Source organism: Leisingera sp. M523, from assembly GCF_025141335.1.
Classification (GTDB): domain Bacteria; phylum Pseudomonadota; class Alphaproteobacteria; order Rhodobacterales; family Rhodobacteraceae; genus Leisingera.
The window spans coordinates 175,100-201,286 of record NZ_CP081036.1 but is presented as its reverse complement, the minus strand read 5'-3'; the positions used below and the strand labels follow the sequence as shown (position 1 = coordinate 201,286).

Genomic DNA, 26,187 nt, shown 5'->3' with positions numbered 1-26,187 from the left:
CAGAAGGGGCGGGGAGAAATGACGGCACGGTCGTACACAGTTGCCTTTCAAGGGGTTGAGGCCCGGCTGGTCGAGGTGCAATGCGCAGTTGCTCCCGGTCTGCCAGCGTTCTCGGTGGTCGGATTGCCGGACAAAGCGGTCTCCGAGGCCCGCGAGCGGGTGCGGGCGGCCTTTGCTGCGATGTCGATCGCCCTGCCCTCCCGCCGGATCACCATAAACCTGTCACCCGCGGACCTGCCTAAGGAAGGCAGTCATTTCGACCTGCCGATTGCGCTGGCCCTGCTGGCGGCAATCGGCATCATCCCAGCGGAAAAGGCCGAGGAAACCATAGCCCTGGGCGAGTTGTCGCTGGACGGCCAGCTGATGCCTGTCACGGGCGCCCTGCCCGCAGCCGTCACCGCAGCAGAAGAAGGGCGCATGCTGCTCTGCCCGGAACTGTCCGGACCCGAGGCCGCCTGGGTCGATGCTGCACAGGTCATCGGTGCGGCCACATTGACCGAGGTGGTCCAGCATTTCACCGGCCAGCGGCGTATCGAGCCGTCCATGCCCGGTGAAGCCCTCAGCGGGCTTGGCGGCAAGGACCTGCGCGACGTCAAAGGCCAGGAACAGGCCAAACGCGCGCTGGAGATTGCTGCCGCCGGACGCCACCACATGCTGATGATCGGCCCGCCCGGATCCGGCAAATCGATGCTGGCGGCACGGCTGCCCTCGATCCTGCCGCCGCTTTCACCGGCTGAGGCACTGGAAACCTCGATGATCCATTCCTTGTGCGGGCTGATTGATGCGGGCGGCATCAGCCGCGCCCGCCCTTTCCGCGAACCACATCACACCGCCTCCATGGCGGCGATTGCCGGCGGCGGGCGGCGGGCGCAGCCGGGGGAGATCAGCCTGGCCCACAATGGTGTGCTGTTTCTGGATGAGCTGCCGGAATTCGGCCGCCCGGTTCTGGAAACCCTGCGCCAGCCGCTTGAATCCGGGGAGGTGATGGTGGCACGTGCGAATGCCCATGTGAAATACCCCAGCCGTTTTATGCTGATCGCCGCTGCCAATCCCTGCAAATGCGGATATCTGGCTGATGCCAACCGCGCCTGTTCGCGGGCACCAATGTGCGGCGCGGATTATCTGGGGCGTATTTCCGGCCCGCTGCTGGACCGGTTCGATTTGCATCTGGACGTGCCGCCGGTGGATGTGTCCGACCTGGAGCTGCCGCCCTGTGCCGAAGGCTCGGCACAGGTGGCGCAAAGGGTCGCGGTCGCCCGGGAAACGCAGACAGAACGGTTCCGCGGCCAACCCGGCCTGCGCCAGAACGCGGATGCCGAAGGCGCTGTGCTGGAAGATATTGCCGCGCCGGATGCCGAAAGCCGTGATCTTTTGCTGCGGGCCGCCGAACGTTTTGGCCTCAGCGCCCGCGGCTACCACCGGATTCTGCGCGTTGCCCGCACCATTGCCGATCTGGCCTGCGAAGACCGGGTGCAACGCCGGCATTTTGCCGAAGCGCTGAGCTTCAGGCTGCCCTCAGCCCGCTGAGCCGCCGTCGAAGGCGGATGTGGCGAAGGCCGCAGCTTCGTCCAGTGCTGCCTGCCCCTCGGGCAGCTGACCCGCCATAAATTGCCAGACATGCGGCACATCGCGCCACAGGCTGAGCCGCACAGCGCCGCCTGCCTGCTCCAGACGCTGCACCATACGCTGCGCATCTGACAGCAACACCTCGGTATCCCCGGCTTGAATCAGCACCGGCGGCGGGTTCGGGAAGTCAGCGAACAACGGAGAGGCGCGGGCATCCGCAGGGTCTGCACCCGCGAGATACTGATCAACGGCTTCCTTCATCCGCCCTGCCGGGATGATCACATCCCTGGAGCGATTGACCTCAATACTTGCCCCGCTCAGCGTCAGATCGCACCAGGGGGAAAAGGCCACAAGGCCGGCGGGGCGTTCCCCTTCCCCCAGCAGAGCGGCGAGCAAGGCCAGCGCCAGCCCGCCGCCGGCACTGTCGCCTGCCAGCAGGATATCGGCAGCGGCATAGCCCGACCGGCGCAGATGCTGCCAGGCTGCCAGTGCATCTTCAAACGCAGCCGGAAAAGGCGCATCCTGCAGCAGCCGGTAATCGGGCACCGCAATTTCCAGCCCCGTGGCCAGGGACAGGCGGGACAGCATCCCCTGATAGGCACGGGCGCTGCCTGCCAGATAGGCGCCGCCATGCAGGAACAGAATGATCTGCTTGCGGCGCGTCCGGCCAACTGAAATCAGGTTCAGCGGCACCGGCGCGGGCCGCGGCAGCAGCCGGGTAAAGGGCAGCGCCGGATACAGACGCGGCGCCATGATCTCAAACACCTGCCGCGCCAGCTCCGGGCTGCTGGTATGCTGCAGCACCGGCTTCATGCCATAGCGCATCCACGCGTTCAGGGCCCGGCGCTGCCAACTCATCAGCTGATCTTGGCTTCGATCGCCTGCCAGATCTTTTCGGCGATGTTCACACCGTCAAAGCGCTCCAGCTCCTGAATTCCGGTCGGCGACGTCACGTTGATTTCGGTCAGGTAGTCGCCGATCACATCGATGCCGACAAAGACCTGCCCCTTTTCGCGCAGCAGCGGGCCGATAGCGGCGCAGATCTCCAGATCGCGCTCGCTCAGCCCGATCTTCTCGGGGCGTCCGCCCACATGCATGTTCGAACGGGTTTCCCCTGCCGCAGGCACCCGGTTGATGGCGCCGACAGGTTCTCCGTCAACCAGAATCACCCGCTTGTCACCATTGCTGACGTCGGGCAGGAACTTCTGTACGATCAGCGGCTCGCGGCTGAAGCCGGTGAACAGCTCATGCAGCGAAGTCAGGTTGCGGTCATTGGCATCCAGGCGGAACACGCCGGCACCGCCGTTGCCATAGAGCGGTTTCAGGATCACATCGCCATGCTTTTCCTTGAACGCCTTGATGGTCTGCAGATCGCGGGCAATGGTGGTTGGCGGCGTCAGCTCCGGGAAATTCAGCACCAGCAGCTTTTCCGGGTAGTTACGCACCCAGAACGGATCATTCACCACCAGCGCCTGGCCCTTCAGCATGTCCAGCAAGTGGGTCGAGGTGATGTAATGCATGTCAAACGGCGGGTCCTGCCGCAGCCAGACCACGTCGAAATCCGCCAGATCCGCCTCGCGCTCCGGGCCAAGCACCGCCGGAGCACCTGCCACCCGCTGCACGGTCATGTCATGGCCACGAGCGGTGATGCGGCCCTCCTGATAGGCCAGCTGATCGGGGGCGTAGTAGAACAGATCGTGCCCGCGCGCCTGCGCTTCTTCGGCCAGGCGGAAGCTGCTGTCCGCGTTGATGTCCACGCCCATGACCGGGTCCATCTGAAAGGCGATTTTCATGGCAGTATCCCTTGTAAACTGGCCAGATACATGGCCCACCGCGCCCCGGGGTTCAATGGGGCGGCAGCGGATCAGTCCAGGCCGATGGCGTTTTCGATGATCTCAACCGCGCCGGTGCCGTCCACCAGTGCGGCGTCGAACCGGGCAGGTGTCAGCTGTCCTTGCGGCTCGTTTTCCAGATATTGCCCGGCGCTGGCATAGATGCGCTCCACTTGCCGCGGCGTAATCCGCAGGGCCGCAGCGGCATTGGTAGAGCTGTGCTTCACTTCCACAAACACCAGTTCCTCGGGGCCGCGCAGGATCAGGTCGATCTCGCCGCCCGGCCCGCGCCAACGGCGTTCCGCAACGGTGTAGCCGCGGTTTTCATAATGGCGCGCAACAATCTCTTCCGCCGCCTCTCCCGCCAGATGGGCGCGGGCACCGCGATACTGCCGGGTGCGGGACACGGCCTAATTTTCCTTCGCCAGTTGCAACGCCAGCTGATAGATCTTGCGGCGCGGCAGCCCGTGCATTTCGGCAACAATGCCGGCGGCGTCCTTGACCGAATTATCCTTTAAAGCTGCCTGCAGGTCGCTTTCCAGATCGCCCTCGCTCACCTCAGCTTCCTGCGCGCGGTCCACCAGCAGCACGATCTCGCCCTTGACCGGGCGTTCCTCCAGCCCTGCAGCCAGATCAGCCAGCGGCGCGCGGCGCACTTCTTCGAATTTCTTGGTCAGCTCCCGGCACATTGCAGCAGGACGGTTGCCCAGCACCGCCGCCATATCCGCCACCGAGGCCGCAACACGTTTCGGGGATTCATAGAAGATCAGCGTGCCGGGAATCTCCCGCAGCTCTTCCAGCCGTTTACGCCGGGCACCCGACGCATTGGGCAGAAAGCCGGCAAAGAAAAACGCATCCGTGGGCAGCCCGGCCAGTGTCAGCGCCGTGGCCGCCGCCGAGGCGCCTGGCGCGCAGGTGACGGTATGGCCTGCCTCTGCCGCCGCCCGGCTGAGGTCAAAGCCAGGATCAGCAATCAGCGGCATTCCGGCCTCGGAGGCATAGGCAACCGATTTGCCCTCTGCCACCGCCTCCAGCAGTTTGGCACGCGCAGCGGCACCGCTGTGGTCGTGGTAAGCAATGATCCGCCGTCCGCCCAGGGGCACGCCGTGAATCTCCATCAGCTTGCGCAGCGAGCGTGTATCCTCAGCCGCAAGCACATCCGCCGAGGCCAGCACATCCAGCGCACGCAGGGTAATGTCGCGGGCCGTGCCAATGGGCGTGGCAACAAAGTAAAGCCCTGGGGCCAATATGACATTCTGGTGATTCAACGCTGGACCCGCCTTTTTGGTCGTTTATGATCCGCCCTTAAACCCACACGGCGCAGCGCGCCGGGAGAACGGAGTTTCAAGTCCATTATGTTTGCTGTTTTCAAACGCGCCCGCAAGGCGGCACTGACAGCTGCCGCGGCAGTTTCCGCCATTGCCCTGACTGCCTGTGACCCGGTTTCTCTTGGCAGCGGCCCGACAATCAACACCTCCAAGCCGGTGCCGGTGGCGCTGCTGGTGCCGCGCGGCTCAGCGCAGCAGGGCGACAGCGTGCTGGCGCAAAGCCTGGAAAACGCGGCCCGCATGGCGATTGCCGACCTGCAAGGCGTGCAGATCGATCTGCGGGTTTATGACACGGCGGGCAGCCCCGAAGTGGCCTCGGGTGCGGCGCAGCAGGCGCTGAAGGACGGCGCCCGTATCATTCTAGGCCCGGTATACGCCGAAGCCGCCAATGCGGCGGGCATCGCGGCACGGCAGCGCGACGTCAACGTGCTGGCCTTCTCAAACAACCCTGCGATTGCCGGCGGCAATGTCTTTATCCTGGGTCCGACGTTTGACAATACTGCCCGCAGGCTGACCGGTTTTGCATCCCGCAACGGCAAACGGAACATTCTGATTGTCGGCGGCAACGATGCTGCCGGGGTTGCCGGGCGCACCGCCATTCAGCGCGCCGCAAGCCAGACCGGTGCCAATATCGCTGGCAGTGTCGGTTATGAGCTGTCCCAGCAGGGCGTAATCAACGCCATTCCTGCCATCCGCAATGAATCGCGCCAAGCGGATGCGGTGTTCCTGACCTCGACCACAGCCGGCGCGCTGCCGCTGCTGGCGCAACTGCTGCCCGAAGCCGGTGTGGACCCGGCAGAAAAGCAGTATATCGGCCTGACCCGCTGGGATATTCCGGCCCAGACCCTGGCCCTGCCCGGCGTGCAGGGCGGCTGGTTTGCGATGCCCGACCAGGGCAAGGTGCAGCAATTCAGCGCCCGCTACCAGGCGAGCTATGGCGGATCGCCGCATTCGATCGGCAGCCTGGCCTATGACGGGATTGCCGCAATCGGCGCGCTGGTGGCTGCTGGAAAATCCGACGCTCTGACCGGCGCGGCGCTGACCCAAGGGGCCGGTTTCCAGGGGGCCGGCGGCATCTTCCGGCTGTTGCCTGACGGCACCAACGACCGCGGCCTGGCGGTTGCCACCATCCAAGAACAGAAGGTCGTGATCATTGACCCTGCCCCAAGCAGCTTCACCGGTGCCGGGTTCTGAACCCGCTGCCGGCTCCGCGCAGCCCGCCGCCAACGGCTTTCCCGAACCGCTAGGGCCGCTGATCTGCGATCCTGCGGACATCTTTGATGCCGCAGCGGTCCGGGCCCGGATCATAGCCTTGGCAGAAGACGACACCCCCGCGGCCCTGCGCGCGGAATCGGTGAAGATTCTGAAGGAAGCAAACAAGGCCGGACGCGCAGCGATCGCCGAAGCCTTCGCCGCAGCCCCCTTTGCGGCGCGGGACTTGACCCGCTCTTACACCTTCCTGACCGACGGTCTGGTGACCACGGCGCTGTATGTCGCGGGCGAATTGCTTCATCCGCTGGCCAACCCGACCCGCGGCGAACGCATCGCGGTTATCGCGGTTGGCGGCTATGGCCGGGGCGAAATGGCCCCTGCCTCGGACGTCGATCTGCTGTTTTTGACACCCTACAAGATCACCGCCTGGGCCGAGAGCGTGATTGAATCCATGCTCTATATCCTGTGGGACTTGCGGCTGAAGGTCGGCCATTCAAGCCGTACCATCAAGGACTGCATCCGGCTGGGCGGCGAGGATTACACCATCCGCACCGCAATGCTGGAGCAGCGTTTCCTGGCCGGCCACGCGCCGCTGGCCAAGGAGCTGGAAAAGCGGCTGAAGGCCGAGCTGTTTTCCCAGGACGCGCCGGACTTCATCGAGGCGAAACTGGCCGAGCGCGACGCCCGCCATCTGAAGCAGGGCCAGCGGTACATGGTTGAGCCCAACGTGAAAGAGGGCAAAGGGGGCTTGCGCGACCTGCAATCGCTGTTCTGGATCGCCAAATACCTTTACCAGGTGCAGGACGCCGAAGACCTGGTGCCGCTGGGCCTGTTCCGCCCGGCAGAGCTGGAGCGGTTTGCCAAGGCCGCGACGTTCCTCTGGGCGGTGCGCGCGCATCTGCACCTTGCCACCGGCCGCGCCACTGAGCAGCTGACATTTGACCTGCAGGTCGAGGTTGCTACCCGCATGGGATACAAGGACAAGGCTGGACGCCGCGGGGTGGAAATCTTCATGCAGGAGTATTTCCGCCATGCCACACGGGTCGGCGACCTGACCCGGATTTTCCTGACCAAACTGGAAGCCAGCCAGCAAAAAGGCGCGCCGCTGCTGGAACGCATCTTCCGCCGCCGCCCGCGAATCAAGCCCGGCTACAAGGTGGTGCACAACCGGCTGGATGTGCTGGATCCGGAAGCTTTTCTGGCCGACCGGGTGAACCTGCTGCGGATTTTCGAAGAAGCCCTGCGCACCGGCATGCTGATCCATCCGGACGCCATGCGGCTGGTCACCGCCAATCTGCGGCTGATCGATGACGGCATGCGCAACGACAAAGAAGCCCGGCGCATCTTTCTGGACCTTTTGCTGAAACACGGCAATTCCGAACGCGCGCTGCGGCGGATGAACGAACTTGGCGTGCTATCCGCCTTCCTGCCCGAGTTTGAGCCGATCGTGGCGATGATGCAGTTCAACATGTATCACTCCTATACGGTGGACGAGCATACCATTCAGGTGATCTCCAACTTTGCCGCCATCGAACGCGGCGAGCTGGAGGATGAGCTGCCGCTGTCCTCCTCGATCCTGCGCAAGGGGCTGAACCGCAAGGTGCTGATGGTGGCGATGCTGCTGCATGACATCGGCAAGGGGCGCGAACAGGATCATTCGATCCTGGGGGCGCAGATCGCCCGCAAGGTGGCGCCGCGGCTGGGGCTGAAACCCTCCGAATGCGAGACCGTGGAATGGCTGGTGCGCTATCACCTGCTGATGTCCGACATGGCGCAGAAACGCGACATTGCCGACCCTCGCACGGTACGTGACTTCGCCAAGGCGGTGCAAACGGTCAAACGGCTGGACCTGCTGCTGCTGCTGACAGTCTGCGACATCCGCGGCGTTGGTCCGAACACCTGGAACAACTGGAAAGCGGCCCTGCTGCGGGCGCTTTACGGCCAGACCCGTGCAGCGCTTGAGGGCGGCATGGAGGCGCTGAACCGCGAACACCGCGGCGCCTCGGCCAAGAAGGCCCTGCGCGAGGCGTTGCAGCACTGGTCCAAAGCCGATCTCAAAACCGAAACCGCCCGGCATTATCCGCCGTATTGGCACGGGCTGCACATTACCGCGCATGTGGACTTCGCCGAGATGCTGCGCGACTATATCGCCAAGGGCGACGCGGGCGAGGTGATGATCCGGCTCTATCCGGACGTGGACCGTGATGCGACCCGCGCTTGTTTCGTGATGGAAGATCACCCCGGCATCTTTGCCCGCATCGCCGGCGCGCTGGCGCTGGTCGGGGCCAATGTGGTGGATGCGCGCTCCTATACGACCAAGGACGGCTATGTAACCGACGCCTTCTGGATCCAGGACAGCGAAGGCCACCCTTTCGACCCGATCCGCCTGCACCGGCTTAAGCAGATGATTGAAAAGACCCTGAAGGGCGAGGTGATCACCCGCGACGCGCTGAAATCCCGTGACAAGATCAAGAAACGGGAGCGCGCCTTCAAGGTCCCGACCCATATCACCTTTGATAACGACGGCTCGGAAATCTACACCATCATCGAGGTCGACACCCGCGACCGTCCCGGTCTGCTCTATGATCTGGCCCGGGCGCTGGCGGCCGCCAATGTCTATATTGCTAACGCTGTCATCGCGACCTATGGCGAGCAGGTGGTGGACGCCTTTTATGTCAAAGACATGTTCGGCCTGAAATACTATGCAGAATCCAAACAGCGGACTCTGGAGAAGAAACTGCGCGAGGCCATCACTGCAGGCGCAAAACGGGCGGATGTATGAAACCGATCAAACTGCTTTCGGGCTTCCTGACCGTTGGGTTCTGGACGCTGGCCAGCCGCGTGCTAGGGTTCGCCCGCGAGATCCTGATTGCCGCCTTCATCGGCCCCGGTCCGGTACTGGATGCCTTTATCGTGGCCTTCCGCCTGCCCAATATGTTCCGCCGCTTCTTTGCCGAAGGCGCTTTTAACGCCGCCTTTGTGCCGGCCTTTTCCAAGCGGTATGAGGCCGGAGAGGACGCCAGAACTTATGCCCAGCAGGCCTTCAACCTGCTTGCTGCTGCGGTGCTGGCGCTGGTTGGGCTCGGCATGGTGTTCATGCCGGGACTGGTCTGGCTGACGGCGGGCGGTTTTGTCGGCGATGCGCGGTTCGATATGGCAGTGGGGTACGGTTATGTCGTCTTTCCCTACATCCTGTTCATGTCGCTGGCCGCATTGTTTTCCGGGGTTCTGAACGCCACCGGCCGCTTTGCCGCCGCCGCCGCCGCACCGGTGCTCCTTAACATTTTTGCCTGTGCAGCGATGACAGCCGGCGCCCTCATGGGCGGCGATGTTGTCCTGTGGCTGGTCTGGACCATCCCGGTGGCAGGCGTCGCGCAGCTGGCGCTTGTCTGGGTCGCCGCCGCCCGTGCTGGTGTAACCTTGCGGCCCGGTCTGCCCCGTTGGAACACCGAAATGCGCAGCCTGATGCGTGTTGCCGTGCCCGCTGCTCTGGCCATGGGAGTCACCCAGATCAATCTGGTGGTCGGGCAATACGTTGCCTCTGACATCGAAAAGGCGGCCAGCTGGCTGTTCATCGCCGACCGGCTGTATCAACTGCCTTTGGGCGTTGTCGGCATCGCCGTCGGCATCGTGCTGCTGCCTGCCCTGTCGCGCCGCCTGCGGGCCGGGGACAGCGCCGGGTCTCAGGACGCCCTGTCCCGCGCCGGGGAATTCTCGCTGCTGCTGGCCATGCCCTCTGCCGTCGCCTTCATCACCGTGCCGCTGCCGCTGGTCTCGGTGCTTTATGAGCGCGGCGCCACCGGACCTGAGGATGTGGCCGCCATCGCCATCGCCGTCGCCATCTATGGCGCGGGCCTGCCGGCCTTCATGCTTCAAAAGGTCCTGCAGCCGCTCTACTTCGCGCGGGAGAACACCAAAACCCCCTTTCGCTACGCGCTGGTTGCGATGGCTGTCAACGCCGCGCTGGCCTTTGGCCTGAAGCCGGTACTGGGCTGGATCGCCCCCGCCATCGCAGCCTCCGCTGCCGGCTGGGTGATGGTGGCACTGCTGGCACTCGGCGCCCGCAGCATGGGGGAAGAGGCCCGGTTCGACGCCCGGTTCCGCACCCGCGCCTGGCGCATCCTGGCAGCCTCGGCTGTGATGGGGGCAGTGCTCTATGCTGTTGCTTCGGCGGCGGGCTGGCTGTTCACGCTGGATTACTGGCGCTACCTGTCCCTGCTAGGCCTGGTGGTGCTGGGCGGCGTGGTCTACTTCGCCGCAGGCCAAGCGATTGGCGCCTTCCGCCTGTCGGAGTTCCGCACCGCCCTCAGCCGCCGGAAACAAGCCTGACCCCCGCGCCCCTTCAGACCGGCCCCGGGTCAACGGCGGCATAGCCGCCGCGCGGCAGGCGCGGTTCACACTTGAGGCGGGACTGGCCACTCCTGCAATTGAAATGGCGCCATCAGGGCAAACCTGCCCCTGAAGCGCTTCTCAGCAGACCTCCCGCCGCGCGTCAGCGCGGCCCGGCCCAACGGCTGGAAATGCCCCGCCAGGGGCTTTGACAGCAGGCGGGAGCCCCCGGCGTCAATCGTGCCGGATGCGGTTCCTAATCCTGGCCCAGCCGCCCGGCGCAAGGAAGAACGACAGACCGAACCCGGTGGCAAAGCCTGCCAGATCCGCAACCCAGTCCTTCTGACCGCCAAACAGCAGACCGAACAACAGCTGCGCCCCCATCAGAAAGGCAATCAGCGAGAACGCCCGGCTTTGCTGCGCCCCGACCAAAGCCAGCGAGCGCCACAACAGGAAGGTAAAGGCCCCGATCAGCCCGTAAACCGCCGGAAAGCCGCCGATCAAAGGCTGGCCGCCGCTGACCAGCAGCGCATAGCCCAGTGCGCCGCCGGCACCGGACAGCACAAAGATGATCACCATCGCCAGATCGCCCATCACCTCGCCCACCATTTTGCCCATCGCCAGCACAAAGACGCAGACAAACAGCGCGTGGGTAAAGGCGCCATGCACAAAGATGTAAGAGACAAAACGCTTCAGATGCTCCGGCAACCAGCGGCCGCTTTCCTGCATCCACCAGAAGATCTCGCTGGAAAACGCATAGGATTGGACTGCCTCCAGCCGCCAGCCGATGGCCTCAGGCCCGCCAAGAATACCGCGGGCGCCAAGCGAGAATACCGCTTCGATCCCGATGATGATCAGCACTATCGCAACGACGGCTGCAGGCAGCGGGTTGACGGGTGCGGTGTTATGCGGGCTGCTCATTGAGTCTCCTTGCAGTGCAGAACCCTCCGCACCTGTTGACCTATCCAAGCCCCATGGGTAAGCCACCGGGGTTGCTATTTCCAGACGGGAGTTACGCCTAGATGAGCGAAACCACATTCACCCCGCGCGTCTTTTCGGGGATTCAGCCCTCCGGCAACCTGCACCTGGGCAATTACCTTGGTGCCCTGAAGCGGTTCGTCGACTGGCAGGCCAAGGATGTGGAGTCCATCTATTGCATGGTGGACCTGCATGCGATCACCGTCTGGCAGGATCCCAAGGACCTGATGAAATCCACCCGCGAGCTGTGCGCAGGCTTCATCGCCGCCGGCCTGGACCCGGAGAAATCCATCCTGATCAATCAGTCCCAGGTGCCCGAGCATGCGCAGCTGGCGTGGATATTCAACTGCGTTGCCCGCATGGGCTGGATGCAGCGGATGACCCAGTTCAAGGACAAGGCCGGCAAGAACGCACAGAATGCCTCGCTGGGCCTGTTTGCCTATCCGGCGCTGATGGCCGCGGATATTCTGACCTATCACGCCACCCATGTGCCGGTGGGCGAGGATCAGAAACAGCATCTGGAATTGACCCGCGACATCGCCGCCAAGTTCAACCATGACTATGGCGTCGATTTCTTCCCGATGACCGAACCGGTGATCGAGGGCGCCGCCACCCGCGTGATGAGCTTTCGCGACGGCTCCAAGAAGATGTCCAAGTCGGACCCGTCGGATGCCAGTCGCATCAACATGACCGATGATGCCGACACCATCGCCAAGAAGATCCGCAAGGCCAAGACCGATCCCGAAGGCCTGCCGTCCGAGGCCAAAGGCCTGGAAGAGCGCCCCGAGGCGCGCAATCTGGTCAACATCTATGCAGCGCTGAACGAACAAAGCGTCGATCAGGTGCTGGCCGATGTCGGCGGCAAGCAGTTCTCGGAGTTCAAGCCGATGCTGGCGGATCTGGCGGTGTCGAAGCTGGCGCCGATTTCAACCGAGATGGCGCGGCTGATGGGGGAACAGGACGAGATCGACCGCATCCTGACCCGCGGGTCCGAGCGCGCGCGTGAAATCACCGCGCCAATCCTGCGCAAAACCTATGAGATTGTCGGCATGGTGCCGCCGGTTCAGGTTTAACACTACCGGTTACGCCACAGGCCTTCCACAAGGCTGGTGGCGTAACCTTTGCTGCCCCTGCGAGCGCCTATTCCATGTCCGGGGACGGCCGGCGCCGGGAGATCAGCCCGTACTTCAGCGCAAAAGACCGCAGTGAAAATCTTCGGCCAAAGGATTTCAGCCGTGGGCGGCCCGCTTGCCGGTCGAATTCGTGGTTGTCGATCACCCGCTCGGCGCAGCCGCAGCCCTCGCCCAGTCCGACCTTCTTGTAATAGAACTTCTCAAAACTTTCAGGGTTTGCCATGCCGCCCTCCTATTGGGGAGGAAGCTTAGCGCGAAGCGGCGCAAACGCAAAAGAAACTGTGCCGCCTGTTAGCTTCAAGCATTTGTGCGAGCCTGCGCGGGCGTCAAAGCCCTTTGACTCCATTCAAAACCAGATCTGCCGCCAGCCGCGCATAATCGTCGCGTGCCTTGGGGCCGGCGCCGGAATTCCACATGTAGTACCAGTTCAGCATGCCGAAAACCGACATGGTGGCGCCGCGCAGCTTGGCAGAATCGCCCGCAAACACCCCGGGTGCCACCGCCGCCAGCGCGTCGCTGACAAACTGCACCATTTCACGCTGATAGGCGCGCAGCAGCTTCTGCTGATCCTCGGGCAGCGCCCCCATGGCGCTGATCTGCACCTGATGCTCATGGTCGGCGCCCTGATAGGCCAGCATGATTTCCGACACGATACGGCGCAGCCGGTCCTCGGGGCCAAGCCCCTCCAACTGCGCCCCGCAAACCCGGTCGCGCAACTCGCAAAGATAGGTATCAAGAAGGCCGAACAGCACGGCATCCTTGCTGTCATAGTAGTGATAAATATTCGCCTTGGAGATCCCGCATTCCCGCGCCAGCTGGGTCATCGACGCCCGGTCATAGCCTGCCTCCGCAAACACTTTGGCTGCGGATTTCAGGATCTGCACGCGTTTCTGATCATGGTCTTTTGCGATGGTGCGGGCCAAAACTCACTCCCCCGTTCAGGACTTGCCGCGGTTGTCGACGACGCGCTTGGCCTTGCCCTGGCTGCGCTCGACCGATCCCGGGTCGCCTACAATGATCTCGGTGGAAACACCAACCATATCCTTGATCCGCTTGGTCAGCATCCGCGCCGCCGCAGTCCTGCTCAGCTCATCCGTGGCATCAGGATTGGCCTCCACATAGACCCGCATCGCATCCATCCGGCCGGATTTATACAGCTCGATCTGGTAATGCGGTGCCAGCCCGCCGGTGGCCATCAGCTGCTCTTCCACCTGGCTGGGGAAGACATTGACGCCGCGCAGGATGATCATGTCGTCGCTGCGCCCGGTAATCTTCTCCATCCGCCGCATCGTGCGCGCAGTGCCCGGCAGCAGCCGCGTCAGGTCGCGGGTGCGGTAGCGCACCATCGGCAGGCCTTCCTTGGTCAGCGTGGTGAACACCAGCTCCCCCATCTCGCCGTCCGGCAGCACCTCGCCGGTGGCCGGGTCAATGATTTCCGGCAGGAAGTGATCCTCCCAGATCACCGGGCCATCCTTGGTCTCGACGCATTCATTGGCCACGCCGGGTCCCATGATTTCGGATAGCCCGTAGATATCGACCGCATGCATATCAAAAGCCTGTTCAACCTCCTGGCGCATCGCATCTGTCCAGGGTTCGGCGCCGAAAACGCCGACCTTCAGCGAGCACTCGCGCGGGTCCATACCAACCTTGTGGTACTGCTCCAGGATGTTAAGCATGTAGGAGGGCGTCACCATGATCCCGTCGGGTTTGAAATCGGTGATCAGGCCAACCTGTTTTTCGGTCTGCCCGCCCGACATCGGCACCACGGTCGCACCCAGACGTTCGATCCCGTAGTGCGCGCCCAGGCCGCCGGTGAACAGCCCGTAGCCATAGGCGTTGTGCACCATGTCGCCCTTGCGCAGTCCAGCCGCCCGCAGGGACCGCGCCACCAGATCCGCCCAGTTGCTGATGTCATTCGCCGTATAGCCCACAACTGTCGGCTTGCCGGTGGTGCCGGAAGACGCGTGCAGGCGCATAATCTGTTCGCGCGGCACCGCAAACAGGCCAAAGGGGTAATTGTCGCGCAGGTCGTTTTTATAGGTGAAGGGAAACTTGGCCAGATCCGACAACTGTTGCAAGTCGTCCGGATGCACGCCCGCCTCGTCGAACCGTTGCTTGTACATCGGCACGTTGTCATAGGCATGCCGCAGCGACCATTTCAGCCGTTCCAGCTGCAGGGCGCGGATTTCGTCGATCGAGGCAATCTCGATCGGATCCAGATCAGCCTTGTTGGGGGTCAGGTCTTTCATGGCATCCTCCACGCCTTATTCGTCAAACAACTGGCCTTTGACCGCCCGGGAGAAGCCCCGGAATTCGGCAATCTGCCGGCCGTCCTGATTGGTCACCGCCACATCATAAATGCCGCTGCGCCCGGTCAGGGAAATTTCGCGCGCCGTGGCAATCAACCGATCCCCCAGCCGTCCGGGCGCGGTGAAGCTGATCACGTTGTGCTGCGCCACGGTCGCCTGATTGCGGCTGTTGCAGGCAAAGGCAAAAGCACTGTCGGCCAGCATAAACGTGACGCCGCCGTGGCAGATGCCATGGCCGTTGCAGTGATGCTGGGCGATGGTCAGCTCCAGCGTCGCCTCGCCCTCGTCCGCATGGGTGATCTCCATCCCCGCCCACTTGGACGCATGGTCGTCCGCCCACATGGCGGTGGCGGATTTTTCGGCGCGTTCTTTGGGGGTCATGGTCATTTGCCCTTGAACTCGGGGGGACGCTTTTCCAGGAAGCTGGCAACGCCTTCGGCATAATCGGCGCTTTCGCCGCAGGTTTTCATCGCATCCGCCTCGATCTCCAGCTGGTCAGACAGCGTGTTGACCGCCGCGGCCTGGATGCACTGTTTGGTCAGGCCCAGCCCCAGCGTCGGGCCGTTTGCGAATTTCTCCGCCATGCCGCGCGCCTCGGCCATCAGTTCGTCATCCGGCAATGCTTTCCAGATCAGCCCCCAGTCCTCGGCCTTCTTGGCAGGCAGCGGCTCAGCGGTCAGCGCCAGCCCCTTGGCGCGCGCCTCGCCCAAGAGCCGCGGCAGATGCCAGCTGCCGCCGGTGTCCGGGATCAGGCCAACCTTGGAGAAGGATTGGATGAATTTGGCGCTCTCTGCGGCCAGCACCATGTCGCAGGCCAGCGCCAGATTGGCGCCCGCCCCGGCCGCCACACCGTTGACCGCGCAGATCACCGGGAAGTTCAACTCGCGGATCAGCCGCACCAGCGGCGCGTAGAAGGTGCGCACAGTCTGGCTCAGATCCGGCGGCCCATCCATCTTGCGCGGGTCGCGGTCGCCCAGATCCTGCCCGGCACAAAAGCCGCGTCCGGCGCCGGTCAGCAGCACCGCGCGGGCGCCGCCGTCGCGCGCGCCTTCCAGTGCTGCGCGCAAGGCGTTGTGCATATCCTCGTTGAAACTGTTCAGCCGGTCCGGGCGGTTCAGGGTGATCTCCACCCAGGTCCCGTGATCCTCCACCAGAATTGTATCGCTCATCGTTCCCTCACCCTGTCAGCGGTGTATTTGACAAACACCTTGCATAAACCGACCGGACGGTCAATATATCTCAGCAACGGATTCCAGACAGCCGGCCCCCGCCGGCCTGACGAAAAGGACAGCATGATGAGCCTTCTTGAGATTTCCAGCTTTGCAGCGGGTCAATGGGTCGCACCGGGCGCAGGTGCGCGCAACATCGCCAGCGCCATCACCGGCGAGGTCATGGCCACAGCCGGCAACGATGCGCTCGATGTGCAGGCGATGCTTGATTACGCCCGCAGCGTGGGCGGTGCAAACCTGCGCCAGCTGACCTTCCATGACCGCGCCCGGATGCTAAAGGCGCTGGCGGGCCATCTGAACCAGCACAAGCAGGCGCTGTATGACCTCAGCTTTGACACCGGCGCCACGCAAAGCGATCACATGATCGATATCGACGGCGGCATCGGCACCATGTTTGTCTTCGCCTCCAAAGGCCGCCGCGAGATGCCGGACGGCCACGTCTACCTGGATGGCGAAGTAGAGCAGCTCAGCCGCAACGGGACCTTCCTGGGCCAGCACATCTGCACCCCGTTGCGCGGCGTTGCAGTGCATATCAACGCCTTCAACTTCCCCGTCTGGGGCATGCTGGAAAAGCTCGCCCCCACCCTGCTGGCTGGCGTCCCCGCCATCGTGAAACCCGCCACCAACAGCTGCTATGTCACGGAACTGGCGGTGAAACTGATGCTCGACAGCGGCATTCTGCCCGAAGGCGCGCTGCAGCTGGTTTCCGGCGGCTTGGGCGACATGCTGGACCATCTGACGATGCAGGACATGGTCAGCTTCACCGGCTCCGCCAATACCGCGCTGAAACTGCGCGCCAACCCGGTGATCCTGGAAAACTCAATCCGCTTCGTCGCCGAACAGGACAGCCTCAACGCCTCGATCCTTGGCCCCGACGCGGCCCCCGGCACACCCGAGTTCGATCTGTTCGTCAAGGAGGTCAGCCGCGAGATGACCACCAAGGCGGGCCAGAAATGCACCGCCATCCGCCGCATCATCGCACCGCAATCGCAGGTCGATGCGGTGATCGAGGCACTATCTGCCCGGCTCGCCAAGACCACCATCGGCGACCCGCGCCTGGAAACCACACGCATGGGCGCGCTGGTCTCAAACAGCCAGAAACGCGACGTGCTGGAAAAGGCCGCAATCATCGGCCAGGAGGCGGAACGCGTCTTTGGCGACCCGGAAAACTTCACGGTTGATGGTGCCGAAGCAGACAAGGGTGCCTTTGTGCCGCCGATGCTGTTCCACTGCGCCGACCCGGACAAAGCCCAGCGCGTGCATGACACCGAGGCCTTCGGCCCCGTCTCCACCATAATGGGCTACCGCGATCTGGACCACGCCATCGACCTTGCCAACCGCGGCCAGGGCTCGCTGGTGGCCTCGGTTATCACCCATGACCCCAGCGTCGCGCGCGAGGTTGCCTTGGGTGCGGGCGCCTATCACGGCCGGCTCTATTTCAACAACCGCGACTCGATGAAGGAATCGACCGGCCACGGCTCCCCCCTGCCCCATATGGTGCATGGCGGCCCAGGACGCGCCGGCGGCGGCGAGGAACTGGGCGGCGTGCGCGGTGTCAAACACTACATGCAGCGCACCGCGATCCAGGGCTCCCCGGATATCCTGTCGGCAATCGGTGAGAAATGGATTCCCGGCGGCAGTGAGATCGAAGGCCCCGCGCATCCCTTCACCCGCAAATTCGGCGAGCTGTCCATTGGCGAGACCTTGCACACCGCGCCGCGCACCGTGACGCTGGAGGATATCGAGACCTTCGCCCATTTCACCGGCGACACCTTTTATGCCCATATGGACGACGAAGCCGCCAAGCGGAACCCGTTCTTCCCGGGCCGGGTGGCCCATGGCTATTTGCTGTTGTCCTTCGCCGCCGGCATGTTCGTGCAGCCTGACGAAGGCCCGGTTCTGGCCAATACCGGCCTGGACAACCTGCGCTTCATGAAGCCCATCTCCGCGGGCGAAAGCATCAAGGTCCGCCTGACCGTCAAAAAGAAGACCCCCCGCAATGAGGACTATGGCGAGGTCCGCTGGCACGTCACCCTCACCAATCAGGACGGCGAGATTGCAGCAGAGTATGAGCTGCTGACAATGAACGCCTTCTGAACCGGCGCAAAAGTGGTAGGCAGCGGTAACGCCGCCGTGCGCCCGGGCTGGTCTAACCTGTCCGGGCGAACTATGTTTATCTCTATGAACGAACAGCAAAACCCCTGGTTTGACGCTACTGTCCAGCAGCTGAACGACCCGCAGAACCAGCGGGTCTGGTCGGTCATTGTTTCGCTGTTCGGCGATCTGGCACAGGAAAAGGGCGCCCGGATCAGCGGCAGCGCCCTGACCCGCATCATCACCCCGATGGGGATCAAGCCCGAAGCCATCCGTGTGGCGCTGCACCGGCTGCGCAAGGACGGCTGGATCGAAAGCGCCCGCGCAGGCCGTGCATCTATCCACTATCTGACCGAATACGGCCGCAACCAATCCGCCGCCGTGACGCCCCGGATTTACGGCCGCAGTGCCGCAGCGCCTGGCGACTGGCATGTGCTTATCGCCGAGGACGGCACCGGTCAAACCACCCTGGACGAGGTTCTGCTGCTGCCCAACTACGTGGCCGTGAACCGCACCATTGCTCTGGGACATGGGCCGATACCGCACAATCTGGATGACATGATGGCCGCAAAGGTCAGCAGCATCGCTGTTCCAGGCTGGCTGAAGGCACGGCTGTTTCCGCTGCCACTGTGTGAAGCCTGTAAGGAATTGCAGCAGGATTTGAAACAAATCACCCCGCCGCCATCCCGGCTGTCTCCGGCACAAACCGGCACTCTGCGCACCTTGATTGTGCACCGCTGGCGCCGCGTGGTTCTGCGCCATCCGGATCTGCCGCCCAGTTTTCATCCTGCGGACTGGACAGGTGAGACTTGCCGCGCACTGGTGTTTGGCCTCCTGGACCAGCTGCCCTTGCCTGAACTAGCTGCTCTGGACACCCCAAGTGATTAATCCCGCCCAGGCAGGGCTTGCCAACTCCGGCCACGGCTGACCTTGCAGGCCAGAGACGCCATTCCCGCACCCTGCACAAGTGCTTGTTTTTAAATTACTTAATCATCCGCTCGGAAAAACCTCAACGGAATCCGCAATTCTTCCGCTTTTCTTCTTGACCCGACCGGCAGCATTCCGTAAATCGCCTCCACACAGCGAGCGGCGGAGTAGCTCAGTTGGTTAGAGCAGCGGAATCATAATCCGCGTGTCGGGGGTTCAAGTCCCTCCTCCGCTACCACCCATCCCCAAGCATGAAGATCAAGCTCATCCGTGCTTAGGAATGGGCCCCGCTTGCGCTTTTTCCCTCTAGCTTTTGGCATCACCGCACCCGGGTTTCTCCTTGCACCGCAGATGGCTGCTTTGGCCAAGCCGTCCCCTCGGCTGTGCGTGCAAACCTGCTGCCCGCCAGCCCGCATGACGGCGTTTCTGCGCATTTTTCAACAACCGGACCAGCAATCTGACGAATACAGGAATGTGCCTGTACCTCAGGTCCTGTGCGGCTCGCGGCGCTTATCCTTCATTGATTTGATACCCACGAGAAAATTATACGGCACGGCCCTTGAACTTTGAGACCGATCGGTACACTTAGATCGCATCATTGACAGATCGGTAAACAAACATGACTGAAGCCCCCCGCCCCCCGCTGCCGCCCTTTACCCGCGAGACCGCAATTGCCAAGGTTCGCGCTGCTGAAGATGCCTGGAACAGCCGCTCGCCTGATACTGTGGCGCCAGCCTATACGCTGGACACAGCCTGGCGGAACCGGGCTGACTTCCCCAAGGGCCGCGAAGAAATCCATGCCTTCTTGAGCCGAAAATGGGACCGCGAGCAGGACTACCGGCTGATCAAGGAGCTGTGGGCCTACACCGGAAACCGTATCGCTGTGCGCTATGCCTATGAATGGCGCGATGCCGCCGGCCAGTGGTACCGTTCCTACGGCAATGAAAACTGGGAGTTTGCCGGGGATGGCCGCATGGCGCACCGCTTTGCCTCAATCAACGACTTGAAAATCAACGAAGAAGACCGCCTGTTCCACTGGCCGCAAGGTCCGCGTCCGGCGGATCACCCCGGTCTCAGCGATCTTGGCCTCTGATCAGAAGAGGGACACTGGACTATGCCTTGCCGGGCCAATCACCGGGTCCGGCAAGGCCCAAGCCCAAGGGCTAAAACGGCCGTTCCTGATGCGGTGATTTGCCAAAATACCGGCGGTAAACTTTGGCAAAATGGGTCTGGCTGTTGAACCCCGACGCCAGTGCCACATCGATGATCCGCATGTTGGTCTGCAACAGCAGGCTGCGCGCATAATCCAGCCGCAGCCTTGTGTAATAGACCTTGGGTGTGGTCTGCAGGTACTTGGAGAACAGCCGCTCCAGCTGGCGGACCGACAGGCCGACCAGATCGGAAATGCCGCCCGGTGTCAGTGGCTCCTCCAGGTTGCTGCGCATCAGGCTGAGCGCGGCTGCAAGTTTTTCATGCCGAACGCCAGTCCGGCCGTATTCGGAAACCGTCTGATCCTGATTGCCCCTGCGCGCCGAGGAACAGACCATCAAATCCGCCGCACCCGTTGCCACGGCCGCCCCGTGATGATCCGCGATCAAGTTCAGCATCATATCGATGGTAGCGGTCCCGCCGGCACAGGTGATCAGCTTGCCCTCCATTGTGAACAGCGAATTCTTCACCTCCACGTCCGGATGCGCCTCGGCAAGAACCGCCCGCAGCGCCCAGTGGGCCGAGACCTGGCGCCCTGCCAGCAGCCCGGAGCGCGCCAGCGCCAGCACACCGCCGCCCAGCGCACCCAGAGCTGCGCCCATGCGTTGCGCTTTGCGCAACCAGCCCAGCACCTTAAGCGATATCCCCGGCTCCTGCCCCTGACCGCCGCAAACAAAGATCATATCACCGCGCACCAGATCCGGCAGGCCGCCGTCTACTGCCACGCCAAGCCCGTTGGGGGCGGTGACGGACAGGCCGTCTTCGCTGACCACGCGCCAGTCATAGCGCGCAGTTCCATCATGCTGGTTTGCCGCCTCCAGCGCCGCCACCGCACTGGACAGGTCCAGCGGCGAGAAGGTGGGCAGCAGCAGGAAGATGCAGCGGCAGGCCGGAGCGGCCCGGGCCGCTTCGGGGAGCGTCCGCATGGGTTTGGTCATGGTCTCCGCTCCCCTGTTCCGGTCAGGCCCGCATATTGGCGCCGTTGGCGTCATAGATCGGCGCGCCCAGCACTTCAGCGTCATACATCTCGCCCAGGATCTCGACCTGCAGCCTGGTGCCCGCCGCCGCATGTTCCGCCGAGACATAGCCCATCGCCATCGACGCCTTTGCGTGATGCGCATAACCGCCGGAGGAGATATAGCCGACCGCCTCGCCGTCCTTCAGGATTGCCTCGTCGTTGGAGACATCAATGCCGTCCACGTCGATGGTCATAGTGACCAGCTTGCGGCTTGGGCCGACCTCGCGGGCCGCCACCGCGGCCTCCCTGCCCACGAAATCCTTCTTCCAGTTGATGAAGACATCCATGCCGCTCTCTGCCGCGTCGAAATCGGGGCGGAAGTCCAGCGTCCAGACGCCCCAGCCCTTTTCCAGCCGCATCGACATCAGCGCCCGCGCGCCGTACCAGCGGTAGCCCAGATCACCCCCGGCCTCCTCAATCGCCTCCGCAAGACGCAGCAGGTATTGCGGCTTGCAGTAGATCTCATAGCCCAGCTCGCCCGAAAAACTGATCCGGTTCAGGATCACCGGCACCCCGCCCGCAAATGTCTGGCGCAGGTCGCGGAACTTGAACGCCTCGCCCGACACATCCTCGCGGGTGATCCGCTGCAGCAGCTGCCGCGACTTTGGACCCGACAGCGCAATGCCGTGCCAGTCGTCCGAGACGTTCTGATAGGTCACATCGGCAGGCAGATCCTTTTCGAACCAGCGGCGGTGCGCCTCCTGCATGGCGCCGGAGCCGAACAGCATGAAGTGCTCCTCGCCCAGGCAGGCCACGGTCAGATCGCCGTACAGCTTGCCCTTGGGCGTCAGCATCGGGGTCAGGGCCAGGCGGCCCGGTTTCGGCACGTAGCCCGCCAGCACTCGGTCCAGATAGGCCCGCGCGCCTGCGCCCTTGAACTCATGCTTGGCAAAGTTGGCAACCTCGATGCCGCCCACAGCCTCGCGCACCGCCTTGACCTCGCGCGCCACATACTCATGGCTGCGGTTGCGCTCAAATGTCGGCTCCTCATGCGCGTCTTCCGGCCCATCAGCAAACCACAGCGCGTTCTCCAGGCCAAAGCCCTGCCCCATACGGGCACCCTTGGCGACCAAGCGGTCGTACAGAGCCGTGGTTTTCTGCATCCGCCCCTTGGGCAGCGTCTCGTTCGGGAAGGTCATCACAAAACGGCGCTCGTAGTTCTCAGTCGATTTCACGGTGCCCCAGTCGGGGGTCGCAAAGTCGCCAAACCGCGCCACATCCATCGCCCAGACGTCAATGGACGGCTCGCCGTCGATCATCCATTCCGCCATGGTCAACCCAACGCCGCCGCCTTGGCAGAAGCCGGCCATAACACCCACGGCGCACCAGTAGTTCTTCATGCCCGGCACCGGGCCGATCATCGGGTTGCCATCGGGGCCGAAGGTGAACGGCCCGTTGATCATGTCCTTGATGCCGGCCTCGCCAATTGCCGGGATCCGTTCAAACGACATCTCCAGACGGTCGGCAATCCGGTCCAGATCGGGTTGCAGCAGCTCATGCCCGAAATCCCACGGTGTTCCATCCACTTTCCAGGGCGTGCCTTTGGGTTCATAGGTGCCCAGCAGCATCCCCTGGCGCTCCTGGCGGAAATAGATGTTCGCCTCGTAATCAATCCCGGCCGGCAGGCGGGTCGGGTGGTTTGCCACCGCGTCGATCTTGTCGGTGATCAGATAGTGGTGCTCCATCGGCTGCACCGGCAGGTTGATACCCTGCATGTGGCCGACCTCCCGCGCCCACAGCCCGCCGCAGTTGACGATATGCTCCGCATTGATCACCCCGTGCGGGGTCACCACGTCCCAGCTGCCATCGGCACGCTGGGTAGTGGCAGTCGCCGGCGTATGTGTGAAATACTGCGCCCCATGCACCTTGGCCGCCTTGGCAAAGGCATAAGTCGCGCCCGAGGGGTCCAGATCGCCGTCCTGATCGTCCCACAGTGCCGCGTGGTAATGCTTCGGGTCAATCAGCGGGTGGCGTTCAGCCACTTCCTTGGGGCTGATGAATTCCTGGTTCAGCCCCATGTACCGCGCCTTGGACCGTTCCCGCTTCAGGTAGTCGTACCAGGTCTTGTTCGACGCCAGATAGAACCCGCCGGTGATGTGCAGACCAACGGAATGGCCTGACAGTTCCTCAATCTCTTTATACAGATCAATGGTATAAGACTGCAGACGCGAGATATTCGGATCTGACGAAATCGTATGGATCTGCCCCGCCGCATGCCAGGAGGAACCAGAGGTCAACTCGTCCCGCTCCAGCAGCACCACATCCTTCCAGCCGAATTTGGCCAAGTGGAACAGGATCGAACAGCCTACAACACCGCCGCCAATGATCACCGCCTTGGCGTGGCTCGGCAGCTTCTTGTCGCCGCTGCTTTCCTCCTTGTGAATGTTGAGCGTCGATTGGGCAAAATTGTCTGACATGGGTTGTGTCCTCAGGTCTGGGGCAAGCGGCAGCTGGGCCGTGAGAGATCTTAGTTGGCGGGCCGGAGCAGCGGGTTAGTACCAGGCGTCCGGAATTTCTTCCTTGCGGCGGGCGACAAAGGCGGCCAGTTCTTCTTTCACCGCCTCATCCATCGGCGGCGCGACATACTCGTTCAGCATCTGGTTCCAGCGCTCATAGGCACGCTGACGCATGTCCTTGCAGCCGCCCTCCTCCCAGCTTTCGACATTCTCGCTGTCGCTCAGCTTCGGCTCATAAAACGCGGTCTGGTAGTTACGCATGGTGTGACCCGATCCCAGGAAATGCCCGCCAGGCTCCACCTCAGCGTAAGCATCGCGCGCCATAGCCTCGTCGCAGGTGTCCAGCCCTTGGCTCAGCACCTTCTGGTAGGAACCCAGCCGGTCGGCATCCATAATCAGCTTCTCAAACCCGGTGCACAGGCCGCCTTCCATCCAACCGGCAGAATGCAGGACAAAATTCGCACCCGCCAGCATGGTGGAGTGCATTGAGTCGGCACTTTCATAGGCCGCCTGCGCGTCCTCGATCTTGGACGCGGTCAGCGACCCGCCGCAGCGCAGCGGCAGGCCCGCACGCCGCGCCAGCTGGCCAATGGCATAGTTAGAGACAACGGGTTCCGGCATCCCAAATGTCGGCGCGCCGGACTTCAGCGACATCGACGACAGGAAGTTGCCCAGCACAAACGGCGCGCCGGGCCGCACCAGCTGAGTGAAGGCGCAGACCATCATCGCCTCGGCCATCGCCTGCGCCACAGAGGCCGCGGTGGACACCGGCCCCATCGCACCGGTCAGGATGAACGGCACAACGATCATCCCCTGTCCGCGGGCGGAATAGGTGCGCACGGCCTCGGTCACCACCTTGTCCACCAGCAAGGGTGAGTTGGTGTTCACATTGCCCATGATCACGCAGTTGTTGTCCATGACATCCTTGCCAAAGACAATTTCCGCCATGTCGACACTGTCCTGCGCGCGGGACATTTCGGTGATCGCGCCCAGATGCGGTTTGTCGCTAAGGGCCATATGGGCATAGAGCATGTCGAAATGGCGCTTGGAGACCGGCACATCGCAGGGCTCGCAGATCACAAAACCGCCATGATGCAGGTTCGGATGCATATAGGTGAGCTTCACCAGCTTCTCGAAACTCTCCATATCACCATAGCGGCGGCCGCCCTTCAGATCGCGCACAAACGGTGCGCCATAGATCGGGGCAAAAACCTGATTATTGCCGCCGATGGTGACCGACCGTTCCCGGTTGCGGGCCAGCTGGGTAAACTCGCGCGGGGCCTTGGCACACAGGGAGCGGATCCACTGCGCATCCGCCCGCACGATGTCGCCATCAATTCGCGCGCCGGCTTCTTTCCAGATCTTCAGCGCTTCGGGATCATCGCGAAAGGCAATGCCGACGTCTTCAAAGATCCAGTCCACCTGAGCCTCGATCTTGGTCAGTTTTTCCTCATCCAGCACATCGAAAAACGGCAGTGTGCGCTGGATAAATGGCGATGCAGGGGCACCCGCCGGGGCGGTGTTTCGATCGCGGGATGCGCGGGCGCGTCGGGCCATGGGGCTCTCCAGTCTCCAAATGATGAGTCACACTATTCCTGCAGCCCGCGTTTGTGACGGTTGAAAAATCTGATCGTTTGGATAATTGACAGTTATGCAAGAACTCTGGAAGCTCCTCACCAGCCCCCGTCACCTGATTGTTTTTGAGGCCGCCGCCCGGCACGGCTCCTTTACCCGTGCGGCGGAGGAGCTGAACGTGCAGCAACCTGCTGTCAGTGCGGCCATAAAGCAGATGGAGGCGTCGTTAGGTGTTATATTATTCCGCCGCGGCCACCGCAAAGTGGAGCTGACCGGGGCGGGAATGCGGCTGTACACCGATGTGTCCAAGGCTTTAGAGGACATCCTGTCCTCTGCCAAAGCGGTACGCCAGTTCGGACGCAATGACCACGTTACGCTCAATTGCTCCTCGGCTTTTGCATATTACTGGGTGATGCCACGGCTGCCCCGGCTGCATGATGCGCATCCCGGTATCGACCTGCGCCTGCAAAGCTCGGACCGGGAGCCGGATATCAATACCGAAGGCATCTCGCTGGCGGTGCGGCGCGGGCACGGCAACTGGCCGGACTGCCATGCCGCCCTGATCGCGCCCGAGGTGATCTATCCGGTGGCCAGCCCGCGGGTGATGGCCTCGGCCGTCAACCTGGCGACAGTGCCGAACCTGCTGCACGAGCGGCTGATACATCTGGAGGAACCGATCCGCGAGCGTCCCAGCTGGCAGCAATGGTTTGCCCATTTCGGAGTTACAGGCCCGCTGCCCGCGGCGGGTCTGCGGCTCAACGATTACGCGCTGGTACTGCAGGCGGCAATTGCCGGCGAAGGCTTTGCCTTCGGCTGGCAGCATGTGACGCAACCGCTGATCAAACAGGGACTGCTGGCCGCACGCAAGAACTGGTCCTGGACCACCGGCGCCGGGTTTTACCTGGTGTGGTCCAAGACCCAGGATCTGGTTCCCAATGCCGAACTGGTGCGGCAATGGCTCTTGGAAATGGCCCAGCCCGGCGCCGCGTGAC

General features: G+C 63.0%; 22 protein-coding genes and 1 tRNA gene. 10 read left to right on the top strand and 13 right to left on the bottom strand.

What is annotated here, in order from left to right; genetic code table 11:
- Window positions 1–18 precede the first annotated feature (18 nt).
- The gene (locus tag K3557_RS00945) at window positions 19–1,527 is read left to right on the top strand and encodes a YifB family Mg chelatase-like AAA ATPase (protein ID WP_259997005.1); all 1,509 of its coding nucleotides are present in this window, start codon (window positions 19–21) and stop codon (window positions 1,525–1,527) included.
- Here the strand turns inward: K3557_RS00945 and K3557_RS00940 are convergent.
- The 4 genes from K3557_RS00940 to rsmI all read right to left on the bottom strand — a co-directional run bounded on the left by K3557_RS00940 (window position 1,516) and on the right by rsmI (window position 4,666).
- Entirely contained in the window at window positions 1,516–2,424 is a 909-nt protein-coding gene (locus tag K3557_RS00940; protein ID WP_259996995.1) for an alpha/beta hydrolase, read from the bottom strand. The genes K3557_RS00945 and K3557_RS00940 overlap by 12 nt on opposite strands.
- A complete protein-coding gene (gene gshB, locus K3557_RS00935; protein ID WP_259996993.1) occupies window positions 2,424–3,359 on the bottom strand; it encodes a glutathione synthase in 936 nt (311 codons plus the stop codon). The genes K3557_RS00940 and gshB overlap by 1 nt, the downstream gene beginning before the upstream one ends.
- Window positions 3,360–3,430: 71 nt before the next feature.
- Window positions 3,431–3,805, bottom strand: a complete 375-nt coding sequence (locus K3557_RS00930) for a YraN family protein (protein ID WP_259996992.1) — start codon at window positions 3,803–3,805, stop codon at window positions 3,431–3,433.
- Between the two features lie 3 nt (window positions 3,806–3,808).
- Entirely contained in the window at window positions 3,809–4,666 is an 858-nt protein-coding gene (gene rsmI, locus K3557_RS00925; RefSeq protein ID WP_259996991.1) for a 16S rRNA (cytidine(1402)-2'-O)-methyltransferase, read from the bottom strand.
- An 87-nt stretch (window positions 4,667–4,753) separates the two neighbouring features.
- On the opposite strand from rsmI, the gene K3557_RS00920 reads away from it, so the two are divergent.
- From K3557_RS00920 to murJ, 3 genes are read left to right on the top strand one after another with little or no spacing between them, the layout of a single operon-like run.
- Entirely contained in the window at window positions 4,754–5,920 is a 1,167-nt protein-coding gene (locus tag K3557_RS00920) for a penicillin-binding protein activator (protein WP_259996983.1), read from the top strand.
- Window positions 5,880–8,720: a [protein-PII] uridylyltransferase gene (locus tag K3557_RS00915; protein ID WP_259996980.1), complete on the top strand. Its 2,841-nt coding sequence runs from the start codon at window positions 5,880–5,882 to the stop codon at window positions 8,718–8,720. The genes K3557_RS00920 and K3557_RS00915 overlap by 41 nt, the downstream gene beginning before the upstream one ends.
- Window positions 8,717–10,267 (top strand): murein biosynthesis integral membrane protein MurJ, encoded by a 1,551-nt coding sequence (murJ, locus tag K3557_RS00910; RefSeq protein ID WP_259996970.1) that lies wholly within the window; start codon window positions 8,717–8,719, stop codon window positions 10,265–10,267. The genes K3557_RS00915 and murJ overlap by 4 nt, the downstream gene beginning before the upstream one ends.
- A gap of 234 nt (window positions 10,268–10,501) precedes the next feature.
- Here the strand turns inward: murJ and K3557_RS00905 are convergent, their stop codons facing one another.
- Window positions 10,502–11,188: a rhomboid family intramembrane serine protease gene (locus K3557_RS00905; RefSeq protein ID WP_259996962.1), complete on the bottom strand. Its 687-nt coding sequence runs from the start codon at window positions 11,186–11,188 to the stop codon at window positions 10,502–10,504.
- 101 nt (window positions 11,189–11,289) lie between these two features.
- Here K3557_RS00905 and trpS point away from each other — a divergent pair, with 101 nt between their 5' ends.
- Window positions 11,290–12,318 carry a tryptophan--tRNA ligase gene (trpS, locus tag K3557_RS00900; RefSeq protein ID WP_259996959.1) on the top strand — a complete coding sequence of 343 codons (1,029 nt, stop codon included), beginning with the start codon at window positions 11,290–11,292 and terminating at the stop codon, window positions 12,316–12,318.
- Window positions 12,319–12,385: 67 nt separating this feature from the next.
- Here trpS and K3557_RS00895 read toward each other — a convergent pair whose 3' ends face one another.
- The 5 genes from K3557_RS00895 to paaG all read right to left on the bottom strand — a co-directional run bounded on the left by K3557_RS00895 (window position 12,386) and on the right by paaG (window position 15,856).
- On the bottom strand, window positions 12,386–12,601 hold the full coding sequence (locus tag K3557_RS00895; RefSeq protein WP_259987649.1) for a hypothetical protein: 216 nt from the start codon (window positions 12,599–12,601) through the stop codon (window positions 12,386–12,388).
- 103 nt (window positions 12,602–12,704) lie between these two features.
- Window positions 12,705–13,301: a TetR/AcrR family transcriptional regulator gene (locus K3557_RS00890; RefSeq protein WP_259996957.1), complete on the bottom strand. Its 597-nt coding sequence runs from the start codon at window positions 13,299–13,301 to the stop codon at window positions 12,705–12,707.
- A gap of 15 nt (window positions 13,302–13,316) precedes the next feature.
- A complete protein-coding gene (gene paaK, locus K3557_RS00885) occupies window positions 13,317–14,627 on the bottom strand; it encodes a phenylacetate--CoA ligase PaaK (RefSeq protein ID WP_259996955.1) in 1,311 nt (436 codons plus the stop codon).
- A gap of 15 nt (window positions 14,628–14,642) precedes the next feature.
- Window positions 14,643–15,068, bottom strand: a complete 426-nt coding sequence (gene paaI, locus K3557_RS00880) for a hydroxyphenylacetyl-CoA thioesterase PaaI (protein WP_259999512.1) — start codon at window positions 15,066–15,068, stop codon at window positions 14,643–14,645.
- 2 nt (window positions 15,069–15,070) lie between these two features.
- Window positions 15,071–15,856, bottom strand: coding sequence for a 2-(1,2-epoxy-1,2-dihydrophenyl)acetyl-CoA isomerase PaaG (gene paaG, locus K3557_RS00875; protein ID WP_259996947.1), 786 nt, complete (start codon window positions 15,854–15,856; stop codon window positions 15,071–15,073).
- A gap of 126 nt (window positions 15,857–15,982) precedes the next feature.
- Here paaG and paaZ point away from each other — a divergent pair, with 126 nt between their 5' ends.
- From paaZ to K3557_RS00855, 4 genes are all read left to right on the top strand, one after another.
- The gene (gene paaZ, locus K3557_RS00870) at window positions 15,983–18,013 is read left to right on the top strand and encodes a phenylacetic acid degradation bifunctional protein PaaZ (protein WP_259999510.1); all 2,031 of its coding nucleotides are present in this window, start codon (window positions 15,983–15,985) and stop codon (window positions 18,011–18,013) included.
- A gap of 84 nt (window positions 18,014–18,097) precedes the next feature.
- Window positions 18,098–18,898, top strand: coding sequence for a PaaX family transcriptional regulator C-terminal domain-containing protein (locus K3557_RS00865; RefSeq protein ID WP_259996943.1), 801 nt, complete (start codon window positions 18,098–18,100; stop codon window positions 18,896–18,898).
- Between the two features lie 200 nt (window positions 18,899–19,098).
- Window positions 19,099–19,175: transfer RNA gene (locus K3557_RS00860), tRNA-Met, on the top strand.
- Between the two features lie 381 nt (window positions 19,176–19,556).
- Entirely contained in the window at window positions 19,557–20,030 is a 474-nt protein-coding gene (locus K3557_RS00855; RefSeq protein WP_259996939.1) for a nuclear transport factor 2 family protein, read from the top strand.
- A 70-nt stretch (window positions 20,031–20,100) separates the two neighbouring features.
- Here the strand turns inward: K3557_RS00855 and K3557_RS00850 are convergent, their stop codons facing one another.
- From K3557_RS00850 to K3557_RS00840, 3 genes are all read right to left on the bottom strand, one after another.
- The gene (locus K3557_RS00850) at window positions 20,101–21,084 is read right to left on the bottom strand and encodes a GlxA family transcriptional regulator (RefSeq protein WP_259996938.1); all 984 of its coding nucleotides are present in this window, start codon (window positions 21,082–21,084) and stop codon (window positions 20,101–20,103) included.
- Between the two features lie 22 nt (window positions 21,085–21,106).
- A complete protein-coding gene (locus tag K3557_RS00845) occupies window positions 21,107–23,581 on the bottom strand; it encodes an FAD-dependent oxidoreductase (protein ID WP_259996936.1) in 2,475 nt (824 codons plus the stop codon).
- A 75-nt stretch (window positions 23,582–23,656) separates the two neighbouring features.
- The gene (locus tag K3557_RS00840; RefSeq protein WP_259996935.1) at window positions 23,657–25,177 is read right to left on the bottom strand and encodes a trimethylamine methyltransferase family protein; all 1,521 of its coding nucleotides are present in this window, start codon (window positions 25,175–25,177) and stop codon (window positions 23,657–23,659) included.
- A gap of 94 nt (window positions 25,178–25,271) precedes the next feature.
- Between K3557_RS00840 and K3557_RS00835 the strand changes: the two genes are divergently transcribed.
- On the top strand, window positions 25,272–26,186 hold the full coding sequence (locus K3557_RS00835) for a LysR substrate-binding domain-containing protein (RefSeq protein WP_259996934.1): 915 nt from the start codon (window positions 25,272–25,274) through the stop codon (window positions 26,184–26,186).
- The last annotated feature ends 1 nt before the right edge of the window (window position 26,187 follow it).

Bases quoted from the DNA above. Each gene is read 5' to 3' on its own strand.
- paaK (WP_259996955.1), bottom strand. From the start codon at position 14,627: ATGAAAGACCTGACCCCCAACAAGGCTGATCTGGATCCGATCGAGATT.
- K3557_RS00940 (WP_259996995.1), bottom strand. From the start codon at position 2,424: ATGAGTTGGCAGCGCCGGGCCCTGAACGCGTGGATGCGCTATGGCATG.
- gshB (WP_259996993.1), bottom strand. From the start codon at position 3,359: ATGAAAATCGCCTTTCAGATGGACCCGGTCATGGGCGTGGACATCAAC.
- K3557_RS00945 (WP_259997005.1), top strand. From the start codon at position 19: ATGACGGCACGGTCGTACACAGTTGCCTTTCAAGGGGTTGAGGCCCGG.
- K3557_RS00920 (WP_259996983.1), top strand. From the start codon at position 4,754: ATGTTTGCTGTTTTCAAACGCGCCCGCAAGGCGGCACTGACAGCTGCC.
- K3557_RS00865 (WP_259996943.1), top strand. From the start codon at position 18,098: ATGAACGAACAGCAAAACCCCTGGTTTGACGCTACTGTCCAGCAGCTG.
- trpS (WP_259996959.1), top strand. From the start codon at position 11,290: ATGAGCGAAACCACATTCACCCCGCGCGTCTTTTCGGGGATTCAGCCC.
- paaZ (WP_259999510.1), top strand. From the start codon at position 15,983: ATGAGCCTTCTTGAGATTTCCAGCTTTGCAGCGGGTCAATGGGTCGCA.
- K3557_RS00835 (WP_259996934.1), top strand. From the start codon at position 25,272: ATGCAAGAACTCTGGAAGCTCCTCACCAGCCCCCGTCACCTGATTGTT.
- K3557_RS00845 (WP_259996936.1), bottom strand. From the start codon at position 23,581: ATGTCAGACAATTTTGCCCAATCGACGCTCAACATTCACAAGGAGGAA.
- K3557_RS00905 (WP_259996962.1), bottom strand. From the start codon at position 11,188: ATGAGCAGCCCGCATAACACCGCACCCGTCAACCCGCTGCCTGCAGCC.
- K3557_RS00850 (WP_259996938.1), bottom strand. From the start codon at position 21,084: ATGACCAAACCCATGCGGACGCTCCCCGAAGCGGCCCGGGCCGCTCCG.
- paaI (WP_259999512.1), bottom strand. From the start codon at position 15,068: ATGACCCCCAAAGAACGCGCCGAAAAATCCGCCACCGCCATGTGGGCG.
- murJ (WP_259996970.1), top strand. From the start codon at position 8,717: ATGAAACCGATCAAACTGCTTTCGGGCTTCCTGACCGTTGGGTTCTGG.
- K3557_RS00840 (WP_259996935.1), bottom strand. From the start codon at position 25,177: ATGGCCCGACGCGCCCGCGCATCCCGCGATCGAAACACCGCCCCGGCG.
- K3557_RS00895 (WP_259987649.1), bottom strand. From the start codon at position 12,601: ATGGCAAACCCTGAAAGTTTTGAGAAGTTCTATTACAAGAAGGTCGGA.
- paaG (WP_259996947.1), bottom strand. From the start codon at position 15,856: ATGAGCGATACAATTCTGGTGGAGGATCACGGGACCTGGGTGGAGATC.
- K3557_RS00855 (WP_259996939.1), top strand. From the start codon at position 19,557: ATGACTGAAGCCCCCCGCCCCCCGCTGCCGCCCTTTACCCGCGAGACC.